Below are 20,918 nucleotides of genomic sequence, written 5' to 3' on the forward strand. Positions count from 1 at the left end.
CACCGCTTGACATAAGTTGAGCAGTCAATCAAGAAGATGCGACACACCGGGCTCACAATCGGCAACGCGTAATATCGCGCCACACGGAATCAGGAGGGGAAGATGACAGTTTCAACCAGTGCAAGGCAGATCCAGTGCGGCAAGCTGCTGGCGCTTTCAGTGTCGTCGATCGGCCTATTGGCGGCGATACCCGCCGCTGCTCAAGTAGAAGATATTATCGTTACTGCACAGAAGGTTAAGCAGAATGTGCAGGACGTGCCCATCGCCATTACCGCGGTGACCGGCGCGGCGCTCGACCGCGCGGGCGCCAAGAGCCTTGAAGATATTACGGCCATCGTGCCGTCCGTGACTTTCCGGAAGGGTACGACCAACGCGAACAGCGCCATCGTGATGCGCGGTGTCGGCACTATCAGCTTTTCAATTGCTGCTGAACCAAGTGTGTCCACCGTTGTCGATGGAATCGTGCTCAGCCGTTCGGGCCAGTCTTTCCTCGATCTGGTTGATTTCGAACGGCTGGAGGTGCTGCGGGGTCCTCAGGGAACGCTGTTCGGTAAAAATGCGTCGGCGGGTCTCGTCAACATCGTGTCAAAGGGTGGCACGGACAATTTCGAGGCCGAAGCCAACATGTCCGCTACTACGGACGAGGAATATCGTGGCCGCCTGACGATTTCCGGTCCCATCGCCCAGAATCTGACAGGCCGCCTGACTGGTTTCTACGGCAATTATGATGGCAACCTGACCAATATCTACGGTGGTCGGAAGAACACGGTGAACGGCTATGAGCATTATGGCGCTCGCGGTCTCATCGACTATGACGGCGAAGGCGGACGGCTCCGCCTGATCGCAGATTATTTCAAGGCCAATGACGATTGCTGCGCCGAAGTCACCGGTGTGTCACGCGGTCCAGTGCTGGACGCCGAGTTGGGCTTCGATCCGAGGGGCGGCGAAGACGTCCGCACCATCAACCAGAATTTGGTCACGCGTTCGCTCGATCGGCAATGGAGCGTGACGCTTAACGCGGATATCGACACCTTCGCCGATCATACCTTCAGCATCGTCACCGGCTACCGCAACTGGCGGAACACTGAAATTCGCGAGGGCGACTTCCTGCCGCGCCCCATCGTGGGCACCGGCGAGTTGCATGACCGTGGCACCGTCAACACCGAGCAGGTGTCGGCCGAAGTTCGCCTCGCCTCGCCTCAGAACCAGCCTCTCACCTATCAGGTCGGCGGCTTCCTCTGGTATTCGAAGAACACGCAGGATTTTACCCGCAGCGACGTCACCTGCGACACCTCGACGCTGCCAGTTGATCCGGTGACGGGCGCGCGGCCCTGCAACCTCGACGACACGGTCAACACGATCTTCCCGACCGCTACCTCGCGCAGCGACGTGTCCTTCCGCAACTGGGCGCTGTTCGGCCAGGCCACTTATGAATTTACCCCCGGTCTGCGCCTGACGCTGGGCGGTCGCTACACGCACGACAATGTCGAATACAGGCATCGCCGCGCGGCGGGCATCAATGCAGCCACCGGTCTGCCCGCTACTGGCCCCGGCATATTGGGCGTCGGCGCGGGCGGCACGATCGCGTCCGGAGGCAACGGCTCCGACCTGACGAGCGGCGAGACCAGCGCCAATAATTTCTCCGGCAAGGCGGTGCTGCAATATGACGTTACGCCCGATGTCATGACCTATGCCAGCTACACGCGTGGCTATAAGGGACCGGCGTTCAACGTCTTCTTCAACCATGTCGCGCCCACCAACTCGACGCCAATCGATCCGGAAAAATCGGACAGTTTCGAACTCGGCTTCAAGAGCCAGTTCTTCGACCGCAAGGTCCAGCTTAACGCGGCAGCCTTCTATGTCGAATATGATGGCTTCCAGGCGAACAACTTCGTTCTGGTGAATGGTGCGTTGACGACCAACCTGACCAATGCGGGCACCGTCCGGTCGAAAGGCTTCGAAGTCGACGCGACGGTGACGCCGCTCGAGGGGCTGACACTGCGCGCCAATGCGGCCTATGCCGATGCCCGCGTCAAACGCTTCAATCCCAATCCGCTGACAAACGCGCCCGACGCCCGCGACGGCACTCGCCTGCCGCTGGCGCCGAAGTTCAGCTACACGCTCGGCGCGGACTATGACCGCGACCTGGGTGCGTTGAAAATGTACCTTTCGTCCGACTGGCACCATGTCAGCAGTCAGTTTTCGGATCTGGGCGAAAGCGGCCCCATTGCCCCCTATGGCCTGTGGAATGCCAGCCTCGGCTTTTCCGATCCGGACGACCGCTATCGCCTGACTTTCCTGGTGAAGAACATTCTCGACGATAGCTATGTGCTGCTGAACACCAGCGCTGGCCAGCGCCTGATGATCCCACGCGATGCGGATCGCTATGCCGGCGTCAATCTCAGGGTCCGGTTCAACTGACGGCTGGGTGACTGCACGCACCCGCCGGACGTTGGTCCGTATGACGATCCCCCGGTGCTTTACGCACCGGGGGAATTTTTTTGCTCGTCTGCTCGGACGGGAGCACAAAAATGACGATGCCTTGGGTACGCACGGCCCAGGTGCGAAACCCGGCCTCAGGACTGAACTGCTTCCATTCAAGAGAGATTATCGAGGCAGGAAAAATGCCATACGACGGATCGCACGGCCTAATTCCGTTCCGAAGACAGGAGCAATCCCTATTCCTCTGCTGCGACCAGCCGGGGTTGCATCAGGTGAATGTAGAGCAGCGCGACCAGATAGGCCCCCCCACAAATCACGAACAGCGGCGCATAGCCAAGCCCGTGGTCCAGCGACCATCCGGCAAATTCGATGATCCCGGTCCCGGTCAGGTTCCCGCCAATGGCTCCCAGCGCAATCACGGTAGCGATCCGGGCCGACGGGATGATCTCCGTCGCGATGCCGAAAAGGTTGGTTGAAAAGCCCTGATGCGCGAATAGCCCCAGGCCGATGCAGATGGCCGCGATCCATGGATTCTGCACGACCAGCGCCAGCGGCATCGACAGCACAATCAGCGCGAAAGCCAGCATGGCCGTCTTGCGCGCCGCGTTGATCGTTAGCCCACGATGCAGCAGGATCGGGAATAGCGCCCCGCTGCTGATTGCGCCCAGTGCCGCCAGTGTGAAGATGATGGCGATGGGATAGCCCAGCGACTGCTGGCCCATCTCGAACTTCCGGGCAAAGAAGTCAGGCGTCCAGAACAGGACGAACCACCACACCAGGTCAGTTAACGCCTTGGCGCCGATGATGGTCCAGCTCCGGCGGTCACTCAGGATCGCGCGCCACGCCACCGGCGCACGCCTGTCAGCTCGCGCCGCCTCCGCCGGCGCCAGCGATCGCGTATTGAAATGCCACGCCGCCAGCCATAGCAGGCCCAGCGCACCGGTCACGATGAAGGCGGCTTTCCATCCGAAGGCGACGGCAAAGGGCGGAATGATGATCGGCGTCAGGATCGCGCCGATATTGGGCGCGGTGTTGATGATGCCGATGCCGACCGAACGCCGCTCAATGGGCAGGTAGATCGCCGCCGTCTTCATCGCCGCGGGGGTGTTGACCGATTCCGCCGTGGCCAGGACGGCGCGGGCGACCACGAATTGCTGTACGCTCGCCGCCAAAGCATGAGCCATGCCGGCGATGCTCCACACCGCCACCGCCAGTCCATAGGCGAACCGCACGCCAAATCGGTCCACGAACCAACCAACTCCCAGCAGCGCCGCGGCGGCGGCCAGCTGGAATACCGATCCCAAATGGGCGAATTGCTGATCGGTCCAGTTGAATTCGGCTTCCAGCATCGGCTTGAGCAGAGCCAGCACCTGACGGTCGACATAGTTGAGCGCAGTGGCCAGAAAAATCAGCGCAATCAGCAAATTCTGTGCGCGCGTTCCGCCTTCGGGGCGGGTTGTCGCCGTCTCGGCCACGGTAGTCATTCGTCCTCTCTCCCATCCTTCTTGCCCGGCGCGCCGTCACTTTTCTGCAATCGGACCTGCTTACCCTCTTGCCCGAAAGCAAGCTTGGCCATACACACGGATATGACACCGTAGGACATACAGCAAGCATCTTCATCAAAAGGATGCGTTTTGCAAGGTGAGGACCTTTGAACAGCGACTATGCCGGCGATCTGTACGGCGAAATCTTTCTGGCTGAAGAAAACGGCCCCCCACCCAGACTTTCTCTCGTGGAACGGTGGAAGGCGCTATCGCCCGGCCTTGCCATCTGCGGTATCGCGAGCATCGCCGCGGCTTGGTTGTCCGAACATTATGGCGCCCCGATTATCCTGATGGGCCTGCTTATCGGCCTGTCGCTCAATTTCATCACCAGCGAGCCGCGCACGCACAAGGGGCTGGACATGGCGTCCAAGACTTGCCTGCGTTGGGGCATCGTCGTGCTGGGAACGCAGGTAACGCTTGCGCAGATCGGTGGCTTTGGTCCCATTCCTTTCATCGCTCTCCTCCTGGTTATGAGCGCCTCCATGGCCGCTGCGTTAATCGTTGCGCGGCTGGCCGGCCAGTCAACGGCCATCGGCCTGCTCGCGGGCGGCGCGACCGCGATCTGCGGGGCCTCGGCCGCGCTGGCATTGTTCGGCGTGTTGGGGACGAAGCGTGTCAGCCAGGGTCAGTTCGCCCTGACGCTCGTGGTGATTTCCGTGGCCAGTGCGCTTGCCATGTCCTTTTACCCGCTGCTTGCCGCCGCATTGCATTTCGATGACCGGCAGGCGGGATTCCTGATCGGCGCATCCATCCACGACGTCGCGCAGGCGATTGGTGGCGGCTACGCCTTTTCCGACACGGCGGGCAGCTATGCCACCATCGTCAAACTGTCCCGCGTCGCGTTGCTGGCGCCTGTGGTTGCCGCCGTGTCGATGCTCATGGCCAATGACCAGGACGACAATCGTGGACACTGGATCAGAAAGCTCGCTCTGCCTTGGTTCATCACGCTGTTCCTGGCGGTGGTTCTGCTCAATTCAATGCTTCCGGTTCCCCGAATCGTAGGCGACATCAGTCTAGTCCTGTCCAAAGGGCTTCTTCTTCTGGCGGTTACGGCAACGGCGATGAGATCCCGCCTCGACCTCATCATGGAGATGGGGTGGCGCGGGGCCATGCCGGTGATCGCCGCGACGCTGGTGTCGTTGCTGACGGCGATCGGCTTCAGCATGATAGTTTTGTGAGGCGGCATGAGCCAGGATATCTATGACATTGCGGTTATCGGTGGGGGCGTCAACGGCTGCGGCATCGCCCGCGACGCGGCGGGGCGCGGCGCTCGCGTGCTATTGCTGGAGCGCGGCGATCTGGCGGGCGGCACCTCTTCGGCATCGACCAAGCTGATCCATGGTGGCCTGCGCTATCTGGAACATTATGAGTTCGCTCTGGTCCGCGAAGCGCTGAGCGAACGGGAGCGGCTTTGGGCCATCGCTCCGCACATCATCTGGCCGATGCGTTTCGTGCTGCCCCATGTGAAGGGACTGCGGCCGCGCTGGCTGCTACGCCTCGGCTTGTTCCTCTATGACCATATCGGCGGGCGACGCGACCTGGCCGCCACGCAATCGATCGATCTGCACCGCCATGCGGCGGGCGCGCCGCTCAAGCCCGGCTTCGGCCCTGCATTCGTCTATTCGGACGGCTGGGTCGACGATGCCCGGCTGGTTGTGCTCAACGCTCGCGATGCCGCCGATCGGGGCGCGACGATCCGCACCCGCACTGCTGTCAAACGGTTGGTGCGGCAAGCCGATCATTGGCTGATCCATAGCGCAGGCGAACGTTTCACGGCCCGGGCCGTCGTCAACTGCACCGGTCCGGCCGTCCTTGATCTCCTCGACCGCGCCGGGGAAAAGACTGACCGCAGGATGCGGCTGGTGCGCGGATCGCACATCGTCGTGCCGCGCCTGTTCGAGCATGGCTTTTCTTATTTCTTCCAGCTGCCCGACGGCCGAATTTTTTTCGCGATCCCCTATCAGCGCGATTTCACCCTGATCGGCACGACTGACTGCGATCATCACGGCCCCATGTCCGACGTGCAGGCGAGCGAAGAGGAGATTCGCTATCTCTGCGACGCGACCAACACCTATTTTCAACGGCAGGTCATGCCGGATGACGTGGTCTGGACCTATTCGGGCATCCGCCCCCTGATTGACGACGGCTCCGGCAAGCCCGAGGCGGCAACACGCGGCTACAGCTTCGATCTGGATACCAATGCCGAAGGAAAAGTGCCAATCCTCTCAGTGTTCGGCGGCAAGATCACCACCTATCGCCATCTTGCCAAGGATGCGGTGGAAAAGCTGGTCCCCCTGGTCGCCAGCTTGCAAGGCGGTGACTGGACAGCCACCGCACCGCTCCCGGGTGGCGATTTTCCCAAGAACGGACGCGACGCGCTGATCGACGATCTGCGGCGGACCTACACCTTTCTGCCGGACGATATGCTCGACCGCATTGTTCGCGCCTATGGCACGACGGCGCGCGACTGGCTCGGCACTACGGCAAGCCTTGCCGATCTCGGCCAGCATTTCGGCCATGGCCTGACCGCCGCCGAAGTCGACTATCTCGTGGCGCGCGAATGGGCCAGGAGCGCGCAGGACATTTTGTGGCGTCGTTCCAAGCTTGGCCTGTACCTCGATTCCGGTCAGGTAGGGGAACTGGAAAAATATCTGGGAGAGAGGACGTGAGCGGCGACTTGATTCTGGTTCTGGACGAGGGCACCACCTCGACCCGAGCCATCGTCTACACGGGGGACGGCAAGATCCAGTCCGTGGCGCAGCGGGAACTGACGCAATATTATCCCGCGCCCGGCTGGGTCGAACATGACGCGGCGGAAATCTGGGACAAGACGCTCGTCTGCGCCCGCGAAGTCGTCGCGCAAGCTGGTGGCGCGGACCGGATCGCCACCGTCGGCATTACCAACCAGCGTGAAACTGTCGTCGCCTGGGACCGGCAGACAGGGCAACCCGTCACGCACGCCATCGTCTGGCAGGACCGGCGCACCGCTCCCTTCTGCGACGATTTGCGTGAAGCGGGTCTGGAACCGCGCCTCCAGCAGCGCACCGGCCTCGTCATCGACCCCTATTTTTCCGGAACGAAGATTCGCTGGATACTCGACAATGTGCCCAATGCGCGGGCGCTGGGGAACCGCCTCGCCGTCGGCACGGTCGAAAGCTGGTTGGTGTGGAAACTGACCGGCGGCCTGCACATCAGCGATGCCAGCAACGCCAGCCGCACCCAACTGCTTGCACTGGACGGCGCCGACTGGGATGAAGATCTCCTCGGCATCATGGGCGTGCCCCGTGGGGTCCTGCCCGAAGTGGTCGACAGCCTCGGCCGTTTCGGATCGACCCTTCCCGACCTCTTGGGTCGCGCCATCCCGATCTGCGGCCTCGCGGGTGACCAGCAGTCGGCGACCATAGGCCAGCATTGCCTGCGTCCTGGCGATACCAAGGCGACATTGGGCACCGGCGCCTTTGTCCTCACAAATATGGGCAAGACCCTGGCCAGTTCGCAACACCGCCTGCTCGGCACCGTGCTCTACCAGATCGGCGGAGAGCGCACCTATGCGCTTGAAGGCTCGATCTTCGTCGCGGGCAGCCTCATCAAATGGCTGCGCGACGGGCTGGGCGTCATCCGCGACGCCGCCGAGACGGAGCATCTAGCCTGCTCCGTGCCCGACAATGGAGGCGTCCTGTTCCTGCCAGCGCTGGCGGGTCTGGGCGCGCCGCACTGGCTCCCCGATGCGCGCGGCGTACTCACCGGTCTCAGCCAGGGCACCGGCCGCGCCCACATCGTCCGCGCAGCGATGGAATCGCTCGCCCATCAATGCCACGACCTTCAAACCGCCTTCGCCTCCGACGGGGCGCGTTGGACCATGCTGCGCATCGACGGCGGAATGAGCGCCAATGACTGGATCGCCCAGGATCTGGCTAATATTCTCGACATTCCAGTCGAACGCCCGGCGGACGTGGAAACGACGGCGCTGGGCACGGCGATGCTTGCGGGGGTCGGAGCTGGACTATACGGCTCCCTGGAGGATGCCATTGCCATGCGCGGCACCGTCACCAGCTTCGCGTCGAAGTTGGAGGAGGCACGGCGACGAGAGCGTATCACGCTCTGGCGGTCCGGTCTTGCCCAGCATCTGATGATCGAGACGCCAAACTGATGATCGGAACGGCGCATCCGGCATAGCCGGAGTGAATCATCTTCACTGGCCGGAGCATGAAGCGTCTGCCGGTGGCATTCACACAAGACTTGGGCTTCGGGAATTCTTCGCCGTTAGCGCGGTCGGGGCAGGTTTTTTTCGGGCTGGGCTAACTCTGCACGCAATGTAGGATTTCACCATGCCCAGCACGCGCTCGCTATGGAGATCGGCGTCGGGAAATATTGTTTCGAGCCTTTCCCTGGTCAGCACCCTCGTTCCAGCAATGAATTCGCCATAAGCAGGCCGCCGTCTCCTCCAGCGCCTGATGAACGCCTGTCGCCAGGCTTGCGGATAATACCACCAGAAGGGGAGGCCAGTATGTGCCTCGACGGGGAAATGGATGGATGGGGTCTGAATGAAATAGGAAGGCGCCAGGCGGCGTACCTCCTGCGCGAAAGCGGCTTGCTTGTCGCCGTCGCCGACATGTTCGATGCAGCTATTGGAAAAAACCAGGTCGAAGCTGTCGTCTGCAAATTCCCTGAGATCGGTCGCGTCGCCCCTGGCGATGGTGAAACGATGGGCCCCATATGTGAACTCGTCGATCCGCTGGCTTTCGAGGTTCACTACGGTGATGTTGAGCGGTGTTTCGACGAATTTCCAGATCTTGGTGCTGCCGCCCAGGTCAATGACGCGCAGCCCTGGCTTTATCTGCATCATCTGTTCGAACTGCTTCATGCGCGCTGCGCGGGCGCGGGGTGAAACGGCCCTCAGCATCATCCTCAAAATTCTGGAATGCAGGCTCATGACTTTCCCCTGGATGGAATCATGGTCTCCGGAGAGAATGACCAAGCAATGACCTGCAGATCGGAACTAGACTGATATCACCAACGCCTTCGCAGAATTCCAACTGCAGAACATGCATGCGATTGTGCGCCCGATTTGAATGACCGCCGTAGACGGTCAATTGCCGCCGGTCCAGATCGCTATCCATCAGAGCCAGAGGACGATCCATTATCGCATCGCCCCTGTACAACGGGCCGGGTGATTCACGACAGGTTGCCCTGGGCGGCGCGGAACCCGTCAGCATGAGGAGGCATTTGTGGAACGATCTTCCCTCGCCCTCCGTTGATCGGACAGCGTCCGGTAGAACCCTGCGCAAGAGCAGAGATCTGGCCGTGGCGGATCGTAAATGGAGAGGAAATATATATGAACAGGTTCACCCTAGCAGGGCTGCTGCTCGCGGGCCTGTCCTTAAGCGCCTGCCAGAGCGAAAATCGCACCCTGCGCGGCGCGGCTGTCGGTGCAGGCGTGGGCGCTGCTGGCGGCGCTGTCGCGGGCGCCGTCATTCCTGGCGTCAGCGTTGGTGAAGGCGCGGCCGCAGGGGCTGTGGCCGGCGGCGTGATCGGCGCAGTCAGTTCCGATGGCCGTCGTTATTATTGGGACGACCGGGGCGACTGCTACTATGTCAAGGACGACCGCCGGGTCTATGTCGATCGCAATAAGTGCCAGGGCTAAGGCGCGGGTTATGGCATAGTGGGCTGGCATGAGACTTTGGCGCCGCCCGATAGCTCTCGTCGGCGCGAGTTCAGGCCGTATATGCCCCCGCTTTCATCCCATTGATTTTAGCTATATGGTGCCGGGACATTAGGTTGGTTGTTTCCCGCGTGGCGAGTCGACGCGAAAGCCGGACTACAAGGCATGGCCCGCCCGCATAGGAGGGGAGAGCCTGTGCCAGTTGCGATAGCCATCGCCTTGCTTGTCCTGGGTTCGATCATATTCCATTTGGTCAGCCCTTGGTGGATGACGCCCCTTGCGTCCAACTGGGGTTCGCTCGACGATGCGTTGAACATCACCCTCTGGATCTGCGCGGTCGCCTTTATCCTGCTGAACCTCTTCATGGCGTGGGCGCTTTGGAAGTACCGGCACAAAGCCGGAAACCGCGCCCATTATGAGCCCGAAAATGCCTCGCTGGAAAAGCGGCTGACCTTCTGGACGGCTATCGGAATTGCCGGGATGCTGGCGCCGGGCCTTATCGCCTGGAGCCAATATGTGACGGTGCCCAAGGACGCTTCGGTTGTCGAAGCGACGGGCCAGCAATGGCAATGGAGCTTCCGCCTTCCCGGACCTGACGGTGTTCTGGGGACGGCGGCGGTGGGGCACATCACGCCTGACAACAGCTTCGGCCTTAATCCCCGCGATCCATTTGGCCGGGACGACCTATTGGTGGAAACCAACGAACTGCATCTGCCGATTGGGAAGCCCGTGAAGATGGTCTTGCGGTCCAAGGACGTGCTTCATGATTTCTACGTTCCGCAATTTCGGGCGAAGATGGATCTGGTTCCCGGCATCGTGACCTATTTCTGGATGACCCCCACCAAGACCGGGAGCTATGAGATTTTGTGCGCAGAGCTTTGCGGCGTCGGTCACCATGAGATGCGGGGTACGGTGGTGGTGGAATCGCCCCAAGCCTATGAAAAGTGGCTGAGCGATCAAGTCACCTTCAGCGAAGTCATGGCGCAAGCCGCGCCGTCCTCCATCTCCGCCATTTTGGCGAGTTCGGATAGTTGCACGACACCGGTAACGGGGAGCCTGAACTGATGGCAACGACGATTGCTGACGACCTTCGCCCGCTGCATCACCCCAAAACTTGGATCGGCAAATATGTCTGGAGCCAGGATCATAAGGTTATCGCGATCCAATATGGCGTGACCGCAATTTCAATCGGCCTGGTGGCGCTGGTGCTTTCGGCCTTGATGCGGTTGCAGCTTGGTTTTCCGGGATTGTTCCCAGCGATCCAGCCCGAAAATTACCTGCAATATGTCTCCATGCACGGGATGATCATGGTTGTGTACTTGCTGACGGCGCTGCTGCTCGGCGGGTTCGGCAATTATCTTATCCCGTTGATGGTGGGCGCGCGGGACATGGTGTTCCCATTCGTCAATATGCTGTCCTATTGGGTCTATCTGCTCTCCGTTCTGGTGCTGGTGGCGAGCTTTTTCGTGCCTGGCGGGCCAACCGGGGCGGGATGGACGCTCTATCCGCCGCAAGCAATCACGGAGGGGACGCCGGGACATCAATATGGGATCATATTGATGCTGGCGAGCCTGGCGATCTTCATCATTGCCTTCACCATGGGCGGCCTCAACTATGTGACTACTGTGCTGCAGGCGCGGACGAAGGGGATGACGCTGATGCGGATGCCCTGCTCGGTCTGGGGCATTTTCGTCGCCTCGATCATGGGCCTGCTGGCCTTTCCCGCATTGTTCGTCGCCGCGATCATGATGTTGCTCGATCGGATCGCGGGCACCAGCTTCTTCATGCCTGCGGTGCTGTCCATGGGCCAGCCGACCGATCATGAGGGTGGAAGTCCGATCCTTTTTCAGCATCTTTTCTGGTTCTTCGGCCACCCAGAGGTTTACATTGTCGCGCTGCCCGCGTTCGGCATCGTGTCCGACCTTATCAGCGTCCATGCGCGTAAAAATATCTTTGGGTATCGCATGATGGTGTGGGCCATTGTCATCATCGGGGCTTTGAGTTTTCTGGTGTGGGCGCATCACATGTATGTCAGCGGCATGAACCCATATTTCGGGTTCTTCTTCGCGACATCGACGCTGGTGATAGCCATTCCGACCGCGATCAAGGTTTACAATTGGCTGCTGACCCTATGGCGGGGCGATATCCACCTGCGCGTGCCGATGCTGTTTGCCATCGCCTTCCTCTTCACCTTCATTCATGGCGGCCTCACGGGGCTGTTCCTGGGCAATGTGAGCGTCGATGTGCCGCTAAGCGACACATTCTTCGTGGTGGGGCATTTCCATATGGTGATGGGGGTGTCGCCAATCCTGGTGATTTTTGGCGCGATCTATCATTGGTATCCAAAGATGACTGGCCGGATGTGGAATGATGCGCTGGCGAAGGCGCATTTCTGGATCACCTTCATCGGCGTCTACGCGATCTTCCTGCCGATGCATTATCTGGGCGTTCTCGGGGTCCCCCGCCGCTATTTCGCTTTGGGGGAGACGGCCTTCATTCCCGCCTCGGCGCATTTCGCCAATGAAATGATCAGCATCGCCGCGATGGTGGTGTTTGCGGCGCAGTCCCTCTTTTTCTACAATATGATATGGAGCTTGTTCCGGGGCCCCAAGGCCGATCCCAATCCTTGGGGTGCGGCGAGCCTGGAATGGCAGACGCCCGATACGCCCCCCAAGCATGGCAATTGGGGAGCGAAGCTGCCGACGGTCTATCGTTGGGCCTATGATTATAGCGTGCCGGGGCATCATCGCGATTTCATCCCCCAAAATGAGCCGCAATCATGAGCCTGTTCTCACGCCTTACAGAAAAAAGCTGGCTGACACCGGGGGTTGAGGGCTTCGCAGATCCCGCTGACTACCGTCCGATGGCGATGAGCGTCGGCCTTTACGTCTATTTCGCCGTGATGGTCGTGATCTTCTCGCTGATTGTTGCCGCTTACCTGATGCGTATGGGCGTGCATGAGGCAATGGGGCATAGTGCAGGCGACTGGCGGCCGATGCCGGAGCCGGCGCTTCTATGGGTGAATACGGCGATATTGGTGCTGAGCAGCGTTGCGTGGGAAGTTGCGAGGAGGGCTACTTTCCAAAGAAGCTGGATCCCCGCGTTCGCGGGCATGACGAAGTTAGGAAGTGACGCGCAGAGGATGCGCCTGGGCACCATTATAGGGGGGCTGCTCGGCATAGCCTTCCTTGGCGGGCAGCTAATGCTCTGGAGGGAATTTTATGCGGCGGGCTATTATCTCTCGGCCAATCCCGCCAATGCCTTCTTCTATTTTCTGACGGCGATGCACGGCCTGCATCTGGCTGGCGGGTTGGTGGCATGGTTGCGGGTTCTTGCCCGTCCAACCCTTTCGGGCATCAGGCTGTGCACGCTTTATTGGCATGTCCTGCTGCTGATCTGGGTCCTGCTGGCGGGACTGTTGCTATCGACCTGAACGGAGCGATCTATCATGTCGCAGTTGGTTGTAAGGGAAAGGGAATATCATAAAGCCGCGTCCCAGGGCGTGCGCGACATCGCCTCCGACTGGTCGTCGGATCAGGAAGTCTTTCGCCATACCCATTGGGGTAAGGCGATGATGTGGATCTTCCTTTTAAGCGACACCTTCATCTTTTCCTGCTTCCTGGTTTCCTACATGACCATGCGCGCTTCGGCGACCCTCCCCTGGCCCAATGCCAGCGAGGTTTTCGCGCTAACTATCGCAGGCCAATCCATTCCGCTCATCCTGATCGCGATCATGACCTTCGTTCTTATCAGTTCCAGCGGCACCATGGCGATGGCCGTCAACTTCGGATATCGGCGCGACCGCAAGAAGACCGCAGGCCTGATGTTCGCCACCGCCTTGTTCGGGGCGACCTTCGTCAGCATGCAGGCGTTCGAATGGACCAAGCTTATCCAAGAAGGCGTACGCCCCTGGGGCAATCCCTGGGGAGCGCCGCAATTCGGAGCAAGCTTCTTCATGATCACCGGCTTCCATGGCCTGCACGTGACCTGCGGCGTCATCCTATTGCTGATCATCGCGTCCAAGGTGCTGCGCGGGCATTATGACCGGAGCGGCGATTATTCTGCGGTTGAGATCGCCGGGCTGTACTGGCACTTCGTCGACCTTGTCTGGGTCTTCATCTTCGCCTTTTTCTACCTGTGGTGACGGAGAGAAGCGTCATGAATCACGAGATGTCTGCAACAGTTCGACCACAGGTGGAAGTGCATGAGGGGCAGCAGCATCCCATCGGCCTTTACCTCAAGATCTGGGGCTATCTCTTTGTCCTGAGCACTCTGTCCTACCTTGTGGATTATTTCCACTTTCACGGCATTGTCCGCTGGTCTCTCATCGTCGCCTTCATGCTGCTGAAGGCGGGCCTGATCGTCACTATTTTCATGCATATGGCCTGGGAGCGGCTGTCGTTGCTCTATGCCATATTGGTGCCGCCGCTGGTGCTGCTCGTGCTGGTCGGCATCATGAGTATCGAGTCCGATTATGTGTTCTGGACGCGCGCGATCTTCTTTGGCGGCGGTGCTTGAGCCATGGACCGGGAAGCATGGAAAATCGCCTGGATTGCATCGGCAGGAGCGGTTGCGGTCATCCTGGGTGGAGATTGGTTTGCGGACCAGCTGATCCCCACCACTTATCCGGGCCAATTGGCCTTCAAGGGCGCCGACGATCTGCCGCCCGCTGTCGATCTGGCTGCGGTCCAGCGAGGGTGGCCGAGCGGATTGAAGGGGCCGGGCGAGCGCGGCCGCCTGATCGCCTATATGGATGATATCGAACACCAGCCGGTGCCCCGGCCCGCCGTGGCGACAGCCGCTGCGCCGAAGGAAGTGGCGGACCTTGGAACGCTGCTCGCCAGTGCGGACGCGACGGCGGGCGAAGGCAAGGCAAGAGTCTGCAGCACATGCCATAGTTTTGAGCAGGGCGGTCCAAACCGTATCGGTCCCAATCTTTGGGGTGTAGTCGGGCGCAAAATCGCGACACATGGCGGCTTTGCCTACTCCCCCGCCATGAAGTCTCATGAAGGTACATGGACCTATGAGCGGCTGGACAGCTTCCTCGCCTCTCCGGGCAAGGACGTGCCCGGCACCAAAATGTCCTTTGCGGGTCTGCGCCGGCCAGCCGATAGGGCTGCTGTGATCAAATATCTGGCGAGCCTGGGTTCGGGCGCACCGCCCCTTCCACAGCCGATGGCCGCAGCCGGAGGGCAGGGCAAAGGGGCTCGATAATTTTCCACTTCCGTCCTTGAGGATGTGGATGAAGCTGTCATCAGCGTCTAATATACCGGGGAAGAAAGCCTGGGGCCCGGCTGAGCAGGGACTACGGACTTACTGAATTCAGGCGGGGAGCTTCTGTTGCCCGGTGCTCCCCAAACCGCTGGAATCCGCTTCTGTTGCCCGGTGGGTCCAACCGCGTTCTTTTTGGGTAATGTCAGGGCGTGAGCCCATCAATTACGCAGCAAGAGCAAGAGCCTCGTTATCGTTGGCACTTGTAGGTTTTGAACAGTTTTACGGCTTACTCGGGCCGGGCAAAAATATCGTCTTTCAACACACGTCTATCCTGGTTCGGCCCCGTCAGGACGGGCTTCGCTATGGGACGAAGCCCTTTCTGGTGGAGCCGCCGGGTACTGCCCCCGGGTCCGCTGCGCCTATTACACGACACAATTTATCGCCATAGCCGGACAGGTCCGGCACCACCCTATATAGGGCGTCTTAAATGAATGAAAAGTGTCGAAAAGAGAAGAACCGCGCTAATCAGCGAGGAGCGGTTTCTTCGGCCTTATCGGCAGCTTTTTCGCCTTGCTCGCGTGTTTGCTCTGCCTTTTCTTCAAGCACGTCGGCTTGGTTTTCCATAGCATTGGCGGTCGCAGCATTATTGGTGACGTCCGCCTGCTCTTCCATCGTTGCGGCCTGGTTTTCCATCATGTCCGCTTGGTTTTCGGCGGCATTCTCGATGGCGTTTTCCTTTTTGGAATCGCACGCCCCGAGGGCAAGCATACCGGCAATCGCAAGACCATTGACTATGACTTTCACGTCAGAACCTCCTGTTACCGCCAATTTGAGCATGGCTAGGCGCACCAACAGGCTGCCATCGCGCTTTGTTCCCTGGAAAAGCACTTTCCGTCGTATTTGTTTCGGCGGCTGCGCCCGCCTTGATGCCTATTTTTGCAGCAAATCCCTAATTTCCCTAAGCAGGACAACCTCTTGGGGTTCAGCTGCGGGCGCTTCCTCTTCCTTGCGAAAAAGCTTGCCCGCCTGCCGCACGATCAGGAAAATGATGAAGGCGAGGATCAGGAAGTTAATGACGACGGTCAGGAACTGACCCCATCCCAACAGCGCCACGCCGGCGGCTTTCAGATCGGCATAACTGGCGGTCGAACCTTTGAAGTCCGCGGGAATGTCGCCAAGGACAAGAAAGTGGTTGGAAAAATCAAGGCCGCCGAACAGCGCCGCTACCAAGGGCATGATGATGTCGTCGGTCAGCGACTTTGTAATCGTTGCAAAGGCCGCCCCAATGATGACGGCGACCGCAAGGTCGAGGACATTGCCGCGCGCTATGAATTTGCGGAATTCAGCCAGCATTTGATCTTCCCCTCTTGGATCGGAGCTGTTTTACAAAAATAGTACAGCCAATTGTTGCGGACAGGCAATCAGCCTCCTATTTTGCAGCCATTGGTTGGAACTGCAACGTCCTGCTGGAGAATGAGATGACCGATCGTCGTTTTTCCTACGCTCTGTTGGCCCCGGTGGCGGCGATCTCGCTTTCGGCTTGCGGTATTAATTCGGTGCCGGCGTCGGAGGAAAATGTGAAGGCGAAATGGGCCGACGTGCAAAATCAGTATCAACGCCGCGCCGATCTGGTGCCAAACCTTGTCGCTGTGGTGAAGGGCTATGCCAAGCAGGAACAGGACACCCTGACGCGAGTCACTGAGGCTCGCGCCAAGGCGACTTCCGTGCAGGTGAGCGCCGATGATCTCCAGGATCCGCAAAAGGTTGCGGCCTTCCAGGCTGCTCAGAATGAGCTTGGACGTTCCATCGGCCGCCTGCTCGTGTCGGTCGAAGCTTATCCTGACCTGAAATCGAACCAGAACTTCCTGGCCCTGCAAAGCCAGCTGGAAGGTACAGAAAACCGGATCGCCGTTTCCCGGCGCGATTATAATGAGGCGGTGCGCGACTATAACACCCGCATCCGCACTTTCCCGGAAATGATCGGGGCGAAACTGGTGCATGGCGCCAAGCCCATGACGCCGTTCGAAGCGACGACGCAAGGCGCGGAGGAAGCGCCGAAGGTGGACTTCGGGGCCTAGGCCCGGCGTTCGATGATGATCGCGGCACTATATGATCAAAGGCGGGATTTTTGGATTAAAAGCCTGATCGCGCTTCTTTTTGTCGTCCTCACGCTTTCCACCGTCCAAGCCCAGACCTTCCCCAAGCTCACGGGCCGCGTTGTCGACAATGCCAATATTCTGGATCCCGCCCAGGAGCAGGCCCTGACGGCCACGCTAAAGGGGATCGAGGACCAAAGTGGCAGGCAAGTGGTGGTTGCCACCCTGCCTGATCTTCAGGGTTATGATATCGCCGATTATGGCTATCAGCTGGGTCGTCAGTGGGGGATCGGACAAAAGGAACAGAATAACGGGGCGCTGCTGATTGTTGCGCCCAACGACCGGAAGGTGCGGATTGAGGTCGGCTATGGTCTGGAAGGCATTTTAACGGACGCGATGTCCAGCATCATCATTCAAAATGCGATCATTCCGCGCTTCAAGGATAATGACTATCCTGGCGGTATCGTCGCCGGCGTGGATGAGATCGGTAAGCTGCTCGCCTTGCCGCCGGACGAAGCGCGCGCTCGCGCGCTGGCGGCGCAACAGCAGGCCAAGGAGCATCGTTCATCTGGGAACGGCTTCATGCTGTTCTTCTGGATCGCAATTCTGCTCTTTTTTATTCTCCCGACGATGTTTGGCCGCGCTTTTGGAGGACGTCGTTACCGCCGCGGACTTGGTCCGGTTGTTATCTGGGGCCCTGGCCTTGGCGGCGGCTGGGGCGGCGGCAGCGGGGGGTCAAGCTGGGGCGGAGGCGGTGGATTTGGCGGCGGGGGCGGCAGCTTCGGCGGCGGTGGCGCTTCGGGGGGCTGGTGATGCGCACAGTGAACAGGCTGACGCCGCAGGAGCATGCGGAGGTTACCGCAGCAGTGGCTGAGGCCGAACAACGGACCGATGGGGAGATTGTCACCATCGTCGCGGACCGGTCCGACAGCTATCATGATGTCGGACTGCATTGGGCCGTGGCGGCCATTTTCCTGATGCTATCGTCAGTGGCCATGTTTCCCGCCTGGTTCATGGATCGGCTGCACGGGATGCTCGGTGGAGGCTGGGAGCGGGAACTGACGGCTGGGCTGACACTTTCCGTTTTGCTGGGATTGCTCATCGCCATATTTCTGATGACCCGTTACCTGCTCGCCATCATGCCGCTGCGCATGGCCCTGACGCCCAAGCGCACAAAGGCGCGGCGGGTGCGCCGAAAGGCCATTGCCTTCTTCAAGGTCGGGGCCGAGCGCCGCACCATCGGCCGCACCGGCATTCTGATCTATCTTTCGCTGGACGAGCATCGAGCGGAAATCGTGGCCGACGAAGCCATTGTCGCCAAGGTCCAACCGGAAGTCTGGGGCGACGCGATGATTGCCCTGATCGACGAGGTGCGCCTTGGCCGGCCGGGCAGGGGCATGGCTGAGGCGGTGCGGCTCGTCGGCATGGTGCTGGCGGAACATTTTCCTAGAGGCGACACCAACCCCAACGAGCTGCCGGACCGGCTGATCGAATTATAATCTGTTCATTTAAGGAGCCCCATGACCCAGCCCGTCGAAACCATGTGGGAAGGCCGCTTCATCACGGCGAAACGCGAAGGCACATGGGAATATGTCTCGCGCAGCCGCGGCATTCAGGCCGCCGTTATTCTGGCCATTGAGGAGGCAGCTGATGAGCCTCATATATTGCTGGTCGAACAATATCGGGTGCCGCTGAAGTCTCGATGCCTGGAACTGCCGGCAGGCCTCATCGGCGATGATGGCATGGACGAAGAGCCGGCCGCAGCAGCGGCACGGGAGTTGCAGGAAGAGACCGGCTATCATGCTGGCCGCATGGAAGATCTGGGCCGGTTCTACAGCTCACCTGGGATGGTGTCGGAAAGCTTCACTCTGTTCAGGGCGTCCGAGCTTGTACGGACGGGCAAGGGTGGCGGCACCGAAGGAGAGAACATCATCGTCCATCGCGTGCCGCTTGCCGAAGTCTCCGGCTATATCAAGGCGCGGAGAAGCGAGGGAATGGCGCTGGACGTGAAGCTGCTGCTGTTACTGGCGGCGGATTATTTGCGCTGAGAATGTGCAAGATCCAACATCAATAGCCCGTCCGGGTCGGCTTAGGCGGTTCGTCGCCGCCCAGGGGATCGCGACCATAGACATTCCCCGGCGGGCCATAGCGGCAGACCAGATATTCGTCCTTGCGATTGTCGGCGATGGCGCAGCCTAGATCGGTGGTGCTGTGCCAGATGATCTGGGTGTAATGCGCCACATCGGCCCATCGGCCGGTCGTGCTGACCCTGGGCATCGCCGCCCTGCGGAACCAGCGCTTTTCATTGATCCAGCTCCCGATCATCTCGTCATAGCTGAAATAGCCGGAACTCCCCATCCAGAGGTTTTCGCCTTGCGGGGTAGCGCCGCGCGGCTCCCGGCTGTGCTTGAAGACCCGCGTGCGCGCCAACTGATTGGCATAGCGTTGTGCGTCGGCCGCTAAAGTGGCGTTCCAGCGCAAAGGGCGCTGGCCGGCGGAGCGGCGCGCGTCATTGTGCCGCTTCAGCAGTACGGATCGGAACATGCTCGCTCCGCGCTGCTGCTCTTCTTCCGGCGCCTCGTCCCAATAGACCGGCGGAGCCTCATCCTCAGCATCTCGATCGCCGTAGTAGCGATAATCTTCCTCATACCGCTCGTCGGGATAGCGCTGGGCGGCTGCTGGACTGACGAGGGAGGGGGCGAGGGCCAGGAACAGGGCGAGGGCGGCCGGCGTCTTCATTATTGGCTTTTCCATCGGAAGCTTTGCGATCATAGGGTGACGCATATGAAGGAATCCAATGTGAATGCAGCCCTAACGGAGCCGCTGGCGCTGTATGTGCATTGGCCTTTTTGCGTCTCCAAATGTCCTTATTGCGATTTCAACAGCCATGTGCGGGAAGGTGTGGACCAGGAAGCCTGGCGCGAGGCGCTGCTCAAGGACATGGCGCATGAGGCGGCCCTGACTGGCGGACGGCGGCTTTCATCCATCTTCTTTGGCGGCGGCACCCCTTCGCTGATGCCGCCCCAAACGGTCGAGGCTTTGCTGATTGCGGCAGAGCGACTCTGGGGATTTGCCGACGACATCGAAATCACCCTGGAAGCCAATCCCTCATCGGTCGAATCGGCGCGCTTCGCCGATATCGCGCGCGCCGGGGTCAACCGGGTGTCGCTGGGTCTCCAGGCGCTTGATGACCAGGACCTGCATTTTCTCGGACGGGCTCACGACGTTCGGGAGGGGCTGGCCGCGCTGGAAGCGGCGCAAGGGCTTTTTGCGCGCGTGAGTTTCGATCTTATTTATGCGCGGCCTCGCCAGACGGAAGCGGAATGGGAGCGGGAGCTGACACGAGCCCTCTCTTTCGGTACCACGCATCTTTCGCTCTACCAGCTTACCATTGAGCCGGGCACGCGTTTCGACACGCTGGTGCGCAAGGGTGAGCTGAAGCCCGCGGACCCCGACCATGCGGCGACGCTGTTTGAGCTTACTCAGGCCCTCACCACTGCGGCCGGAGTTCCCGCTTATGAAATCAGTAATCATGCGCGGCACGGTGATGAGAGCCGCCATAACCTCATCTACTGGCGCTATCAGGACTATGTCGGGATTGGCCCCGGTGCACATGGGCGGCGTGGCGGCATGGCGAGCCAGCGGCGGAAGAAGCCGGAGAACTGGCTTGCCGAAATCGGCCGTAGCGGCCATGGCATAGAAAATCTGACGCCCTTGTCAGCGACGGACAAGGCAACCGAGGCCCTGCTCATGGGTCTGCGACTGCGCGAAGGTGTGGACCTCGCAAGAATAGCGGAGCGGTCCAGCATCGCTCAGGAAGCGCTGGTGGACCGCAGGGCGGTCGAACAGCTCCAAACATTGGGTCTGGTCGCCGCTGAGGGCGATCGGCTCAAAGTGCTTGAGCCGGGCATGTTGCTTCTGGACGCCGTCCTGCCGCAGATCGTTGCGTGAAGCCTTATC

Annotated in this window: 21 protein-coding genes and 1 other RNA gene; 16 read left to right on the forward strand and 6 right to left on the reverse strand. The window is 60.3% G+C overall.

The annotated features are described in order from the left end of the window. Window positions 1-102 precede the first annotated feature (102 nt). Window positions 103-2,421: a TonB-dependent receptor gene (locus HNQ99_RS03110; protein WP_184474191.1), complete on the forward strand. Its 2,319-nt coding sequence runs from the start codon at window positions 103-105 to the stop codon at window positions 2,419-2,421. Between the two features lie 257 nt (window positions 2,422-2,678). Here the strand turns inward: HNQ99_RS03110 and HNQ99_RS03115 are convergent, their stop codons facing one another. Continuing rightward, window positions 2,679-3,926: an MFS transporter gene (locus tag HNQ99_RS03115; RefSeq protein ID WP_184474192.1), complete on the reverse strand. Its 1,248-nt coding sequence runs from the start codon at window positions 3,924-3,926 to the stop codon at window positions 2,679-2,681. Window positions 3,927-4,093: 167 nt separating this feature from the next. Here HNQ99_RS03115 and HNQ99_RS03120 point away from each other — a divergent pair, with 167 nt between their 5' ends. Genes HNQ99_RS03120 through HNQ99_RS03130 form a run of 3 tightly spaced genes read left to right on the forward strand, consistent with a single transcriptional unit; the run spans window position 4,094 to window position 8,136 of the window. Then, a complete protein-coding gene (locus HNQ99_RS03120) occupies window positions 4,094-5,164 on the forward strand; it encodes a YeiH family protein (protein ID WP_184474193.1) in 1,071 nt (356 codons plus the stop codon). A gap of 6 nt (window positions 5,165-5,170) precedes the next feature. Beyond that, a complete protein-coding gene (locus HNQ99_RS03125; protein WP_184474194.1) occupies window positions 5,171-6,655 on the forward strand; it encodes a glycerol-3-phosphate dehydrogenase in 1,485 nt (494 codons plus the stop codon). Continuing rightward, the gene (locus tag HNQ99_RS03130; protein WP_184474195.1) at window positions 6,652-8,136 is read left to right on the forward strand and encodes an FGGY family carbohydrate kinase; all 1,485 of its coding nucleotides are present in this window, start codon (window positions 6,652-6,654) and stop codon (window positions 8,134-8,136) included. Before HNQ99_RS03125 ends, HNQ99_RS03130 begins: the two co-directional genes overlap by 4 nt. A gap of 78 nt (window positions 8,137-8,214) precedes the next feature. Here the strand turns inward: HNQ99_RS03130 and HNQ99_RS03135 are convergent, their stop codons facing one another. Then, window positions 8,215-8,919, reverse strand: coding sequence for a class I SAM-dependent methyltransferase (locus HNQ99_RS03135; protein WP_184474196.1), 705 nt, complete (start codon window positions 8,917-8,919; stop codon window positions 8,215-8,217). Window positions 8,920-9,321: 402 nt separating this feature from the next. Between HNQ99_RS03135 and HNQ99_RS03140 the strand changes: the two genes are divergently transcribed. The 7 genes from HNQ99_RS03140 (at window position 9,322) to HNQ99_RS03170 (ending at window position 14,862) form a co-directional block, all read left to right on the forward strand. Further along, the gene (locus HNQ99_RS03140) at window positions 9,322-9,630 is read left to right on the forward strand and encodes a hypothetical protein (protein WP_184474197.1); all 309 of its coding nucleotides are present in this window, start codon (window positions 9,322-9,324) and stop codon (window positions 9,628-9,630) included. Window positions 9,631-9,843: 213 nt separating this feature from the next. Beyond that, window positions 9,844-10,713 (forward strand): cytochrome c oxidase subunit II, encoded by an 870-nt coding sequence (locus HNQ99_RS03145; RefSeq protein ID WP_184474198.1) that lies wholly within the window; start codon window positions 9,844-9,846, stop codon window positions 10,711-10,713. Continuing rightward, window positions 10,713-12,431: a cytochrome c oxidase subunit I gene (locus HNQ99_RS03150; protein WP_184474199.1), complete on the forward strand. Its 1,719-nt coding sequence runs from the start codon at window positions 10,713-10,715 to the stop codon at window positions 12,429-12,431. The genes HNQ99_RS03145 and HNQ99_RS03150 overlap by 1 nt, the downstream gene beginning before the upstream one ends. Then, complete coding sequence (locus tag HNQ99_RS03155) at window positions 12,428-13,081, forward strand: cytochrome c oxidase subunit 3 (RefSeq protein ID WP_184474200.1); 654 nt, start codon at window positions 12,428-12,430, stop codon at window positions 13,079-13,081. The genes HNQ99_RS03150 and HNQ99_RS03155 overlap by 4 nt, the downstream gene beginning before the upstream one ends. A gap of 15 nt (window positions 13,082-13,096) precedes the next feature. Continuing rightward, the gene (locus tag HNQ99_RS03160) at window positions 13,097-13,792 is read left to right on the forward strand and encodes a heme-copper oxidase subunit III family protein (protein WP_184474201.1); all 696 of its coding nucleotides are present in this window, start codon (window positions 13,097-13,099) and stop codon (window positions 13,790-13,792) included. A 14-nt stretch (window positions 13,793-13,806) separates the two neighbouring features. Then, complete coding sequence (locus HNQ99_RS03165) at window positions 13,807-14,166, forward strand: cytochrome C oxidase subunit IV family protein (RefSeq protein ID WP_246414385.1); 360 nt, start codon at window positions 13,807-13,809, stop codon at window positions 14,164-14,166. Window positions 14,167-14,169: 3 nt separating this feature from the next. Further along, window positions 14,170-14,862, forward strand: coding sequence for a c-type cytochrome (locus HNQ99_RS03170; RefSeq protein WP_184474202.1), 693 nt, complete (start codon window positions 14,170-14,172; stop codon window positions 14,860-14,862). A 150-nt stretch (window positions 14,863-15,012) separates the two neighbouring features. On the opposite strand, the gene ssrA is transcribed toward HNQ99_RS03170, so the two are convergent. The 3 genes from ssrA to mscL all read right to left on the reverse strand — a co-directional run bounded on the left by ssrA (window position 15,013) and on the right by mscL (window position 16,215). Next, window positions 15,013-15,364, reverse strand: a transfer-messenger RNA (tmRNA) gene (ssrA, locus tag HNQ99_RS03175). 23 nt (window positions 15,365-15,387) lie between these two features. Then, window positions 15,388-15,666, reverse strand: coding sequence for a hypothetical protein (locus tag HNQ99_RS03180; RefSeq protein ID WP_322790303.1), 279 nt, complete (start codon window positions 15,664-15,666; stop codon window positions 15,388-15,390). A 126-nt stretch (window positions 15,667-15,792) separates the two neighbouring features. Next, complete coding sequence (gene mscL, locus HNQ99_RS03185) at window positions 15,793-16,215, reverse strand: large conductance mechanosensitive channel protein MscL (RefSeq protein WP_184474203.1); 423 nt, start codon at window positions 16,213-16,215, stop codon at window positions 15,793-15,795. A gap of 125 nt (window positions 16,216-16,340) precedes the next feature. On the opposite strand from mscL, the gene HNQ99_RS03190 reads away from it, so the two are divergent. From HNQ99_RS03190 to HNQ99_RS03205, 4 genes are read left to right on the forward strand one after another with little or no spacing between them, the layout of a single operon-like run. Continuing rightward, window positions 16,341-16,940, forward strand: a complete 600-nt coding sequence (locus HNQ99_RS03190; protein ID WP_184474204.1) for a LemA family protein — start codon at window positions 16,341-16,343, stop codon at window positions 16,938-16,940. Between the two features lie 12 nt (window positions 16,941-16,952). Continuing rightward, window positions 16,953-17,771, forward strand: a complete 819-nt coding sequence (locus tag HNQ99_RS03195) for a TPM domain-containing protein (RefSeq protein ID WP_246414386.1) — start codon at window positions 16,953-16,955, stop codon at window positions 17,769-17,771. Continuing rightward, window positions 17,771-18,457 (forward strand): TPM domain-containing protein, encoded by a 687-nt coding sequence (locus HNQ99_RS03200; RefSeq protein WP_184474206.1) that lies wholly within the window; start codon window positions 17,771-17,773, stop codon window positions 18,455-18,457. Before HNQ99_RS03195 ends, HNQ99_RS03200 begins: the two co-directional genes overlap by 1 nt. Window positions 18,458-18,478: 21 nt before the next feature. Further along, window positions 18,479-19,006: an NUDIX hydrolase gene (locus HNQ99_RS03205; protein ID WP_184474207.1), complete on the forward strand. Its 528-nt coding sequence runs from the start codon at window positions 18,479-18,481 to the stop codon at window positions 19,004-19,006. Window positions 19,007-19,025: 19 nt separating this feature from the next. Here HNQ99_RS03205 and HNQ99_RS03210 read toward each other — a convergent pair whose 3' ends face one another. Then, window positions 19,026-19,697: a CAP domain-containing protein gene (locus HNQ99_RS03210; protein WP_246414387.1), complete on the reverse strand. Its 672-nt coding sequence runs from the start codon at window positions 19,695-19,697 to the stop codon at window positions 19,026-19,028. A 60-nt stretch (window positions 19,698-19,757) separates the two neighbouring features. Between HNQ99_RS03210 and hemW the strand changes: the two genes are divergently transcribed. Further along, complete coding sequence (hemW, locus tag HNQ99_RS03215; protein WP_407692296.1) at window positions 19,758-20,909, forward strand: radical SAM family heme chaperone HemW; 1,152 nt, start codon at window positions 19,758-19,760, stop codon at window positions 20,907-20,909. Window positions 20,910-20,918: the final 9 nt, after the last annotated feature.

This window comes from Rhizorhapis suberifaciens (assembly GCF_014200045.1).
GTDB classification, from domain to species: Bacteria; Pseudomonadota; Alphaproteobacteria; order Sphingomonadales; family Sphingomonadaceae; genus Rhizorhapis; species Rhizorhapis suberifaciens.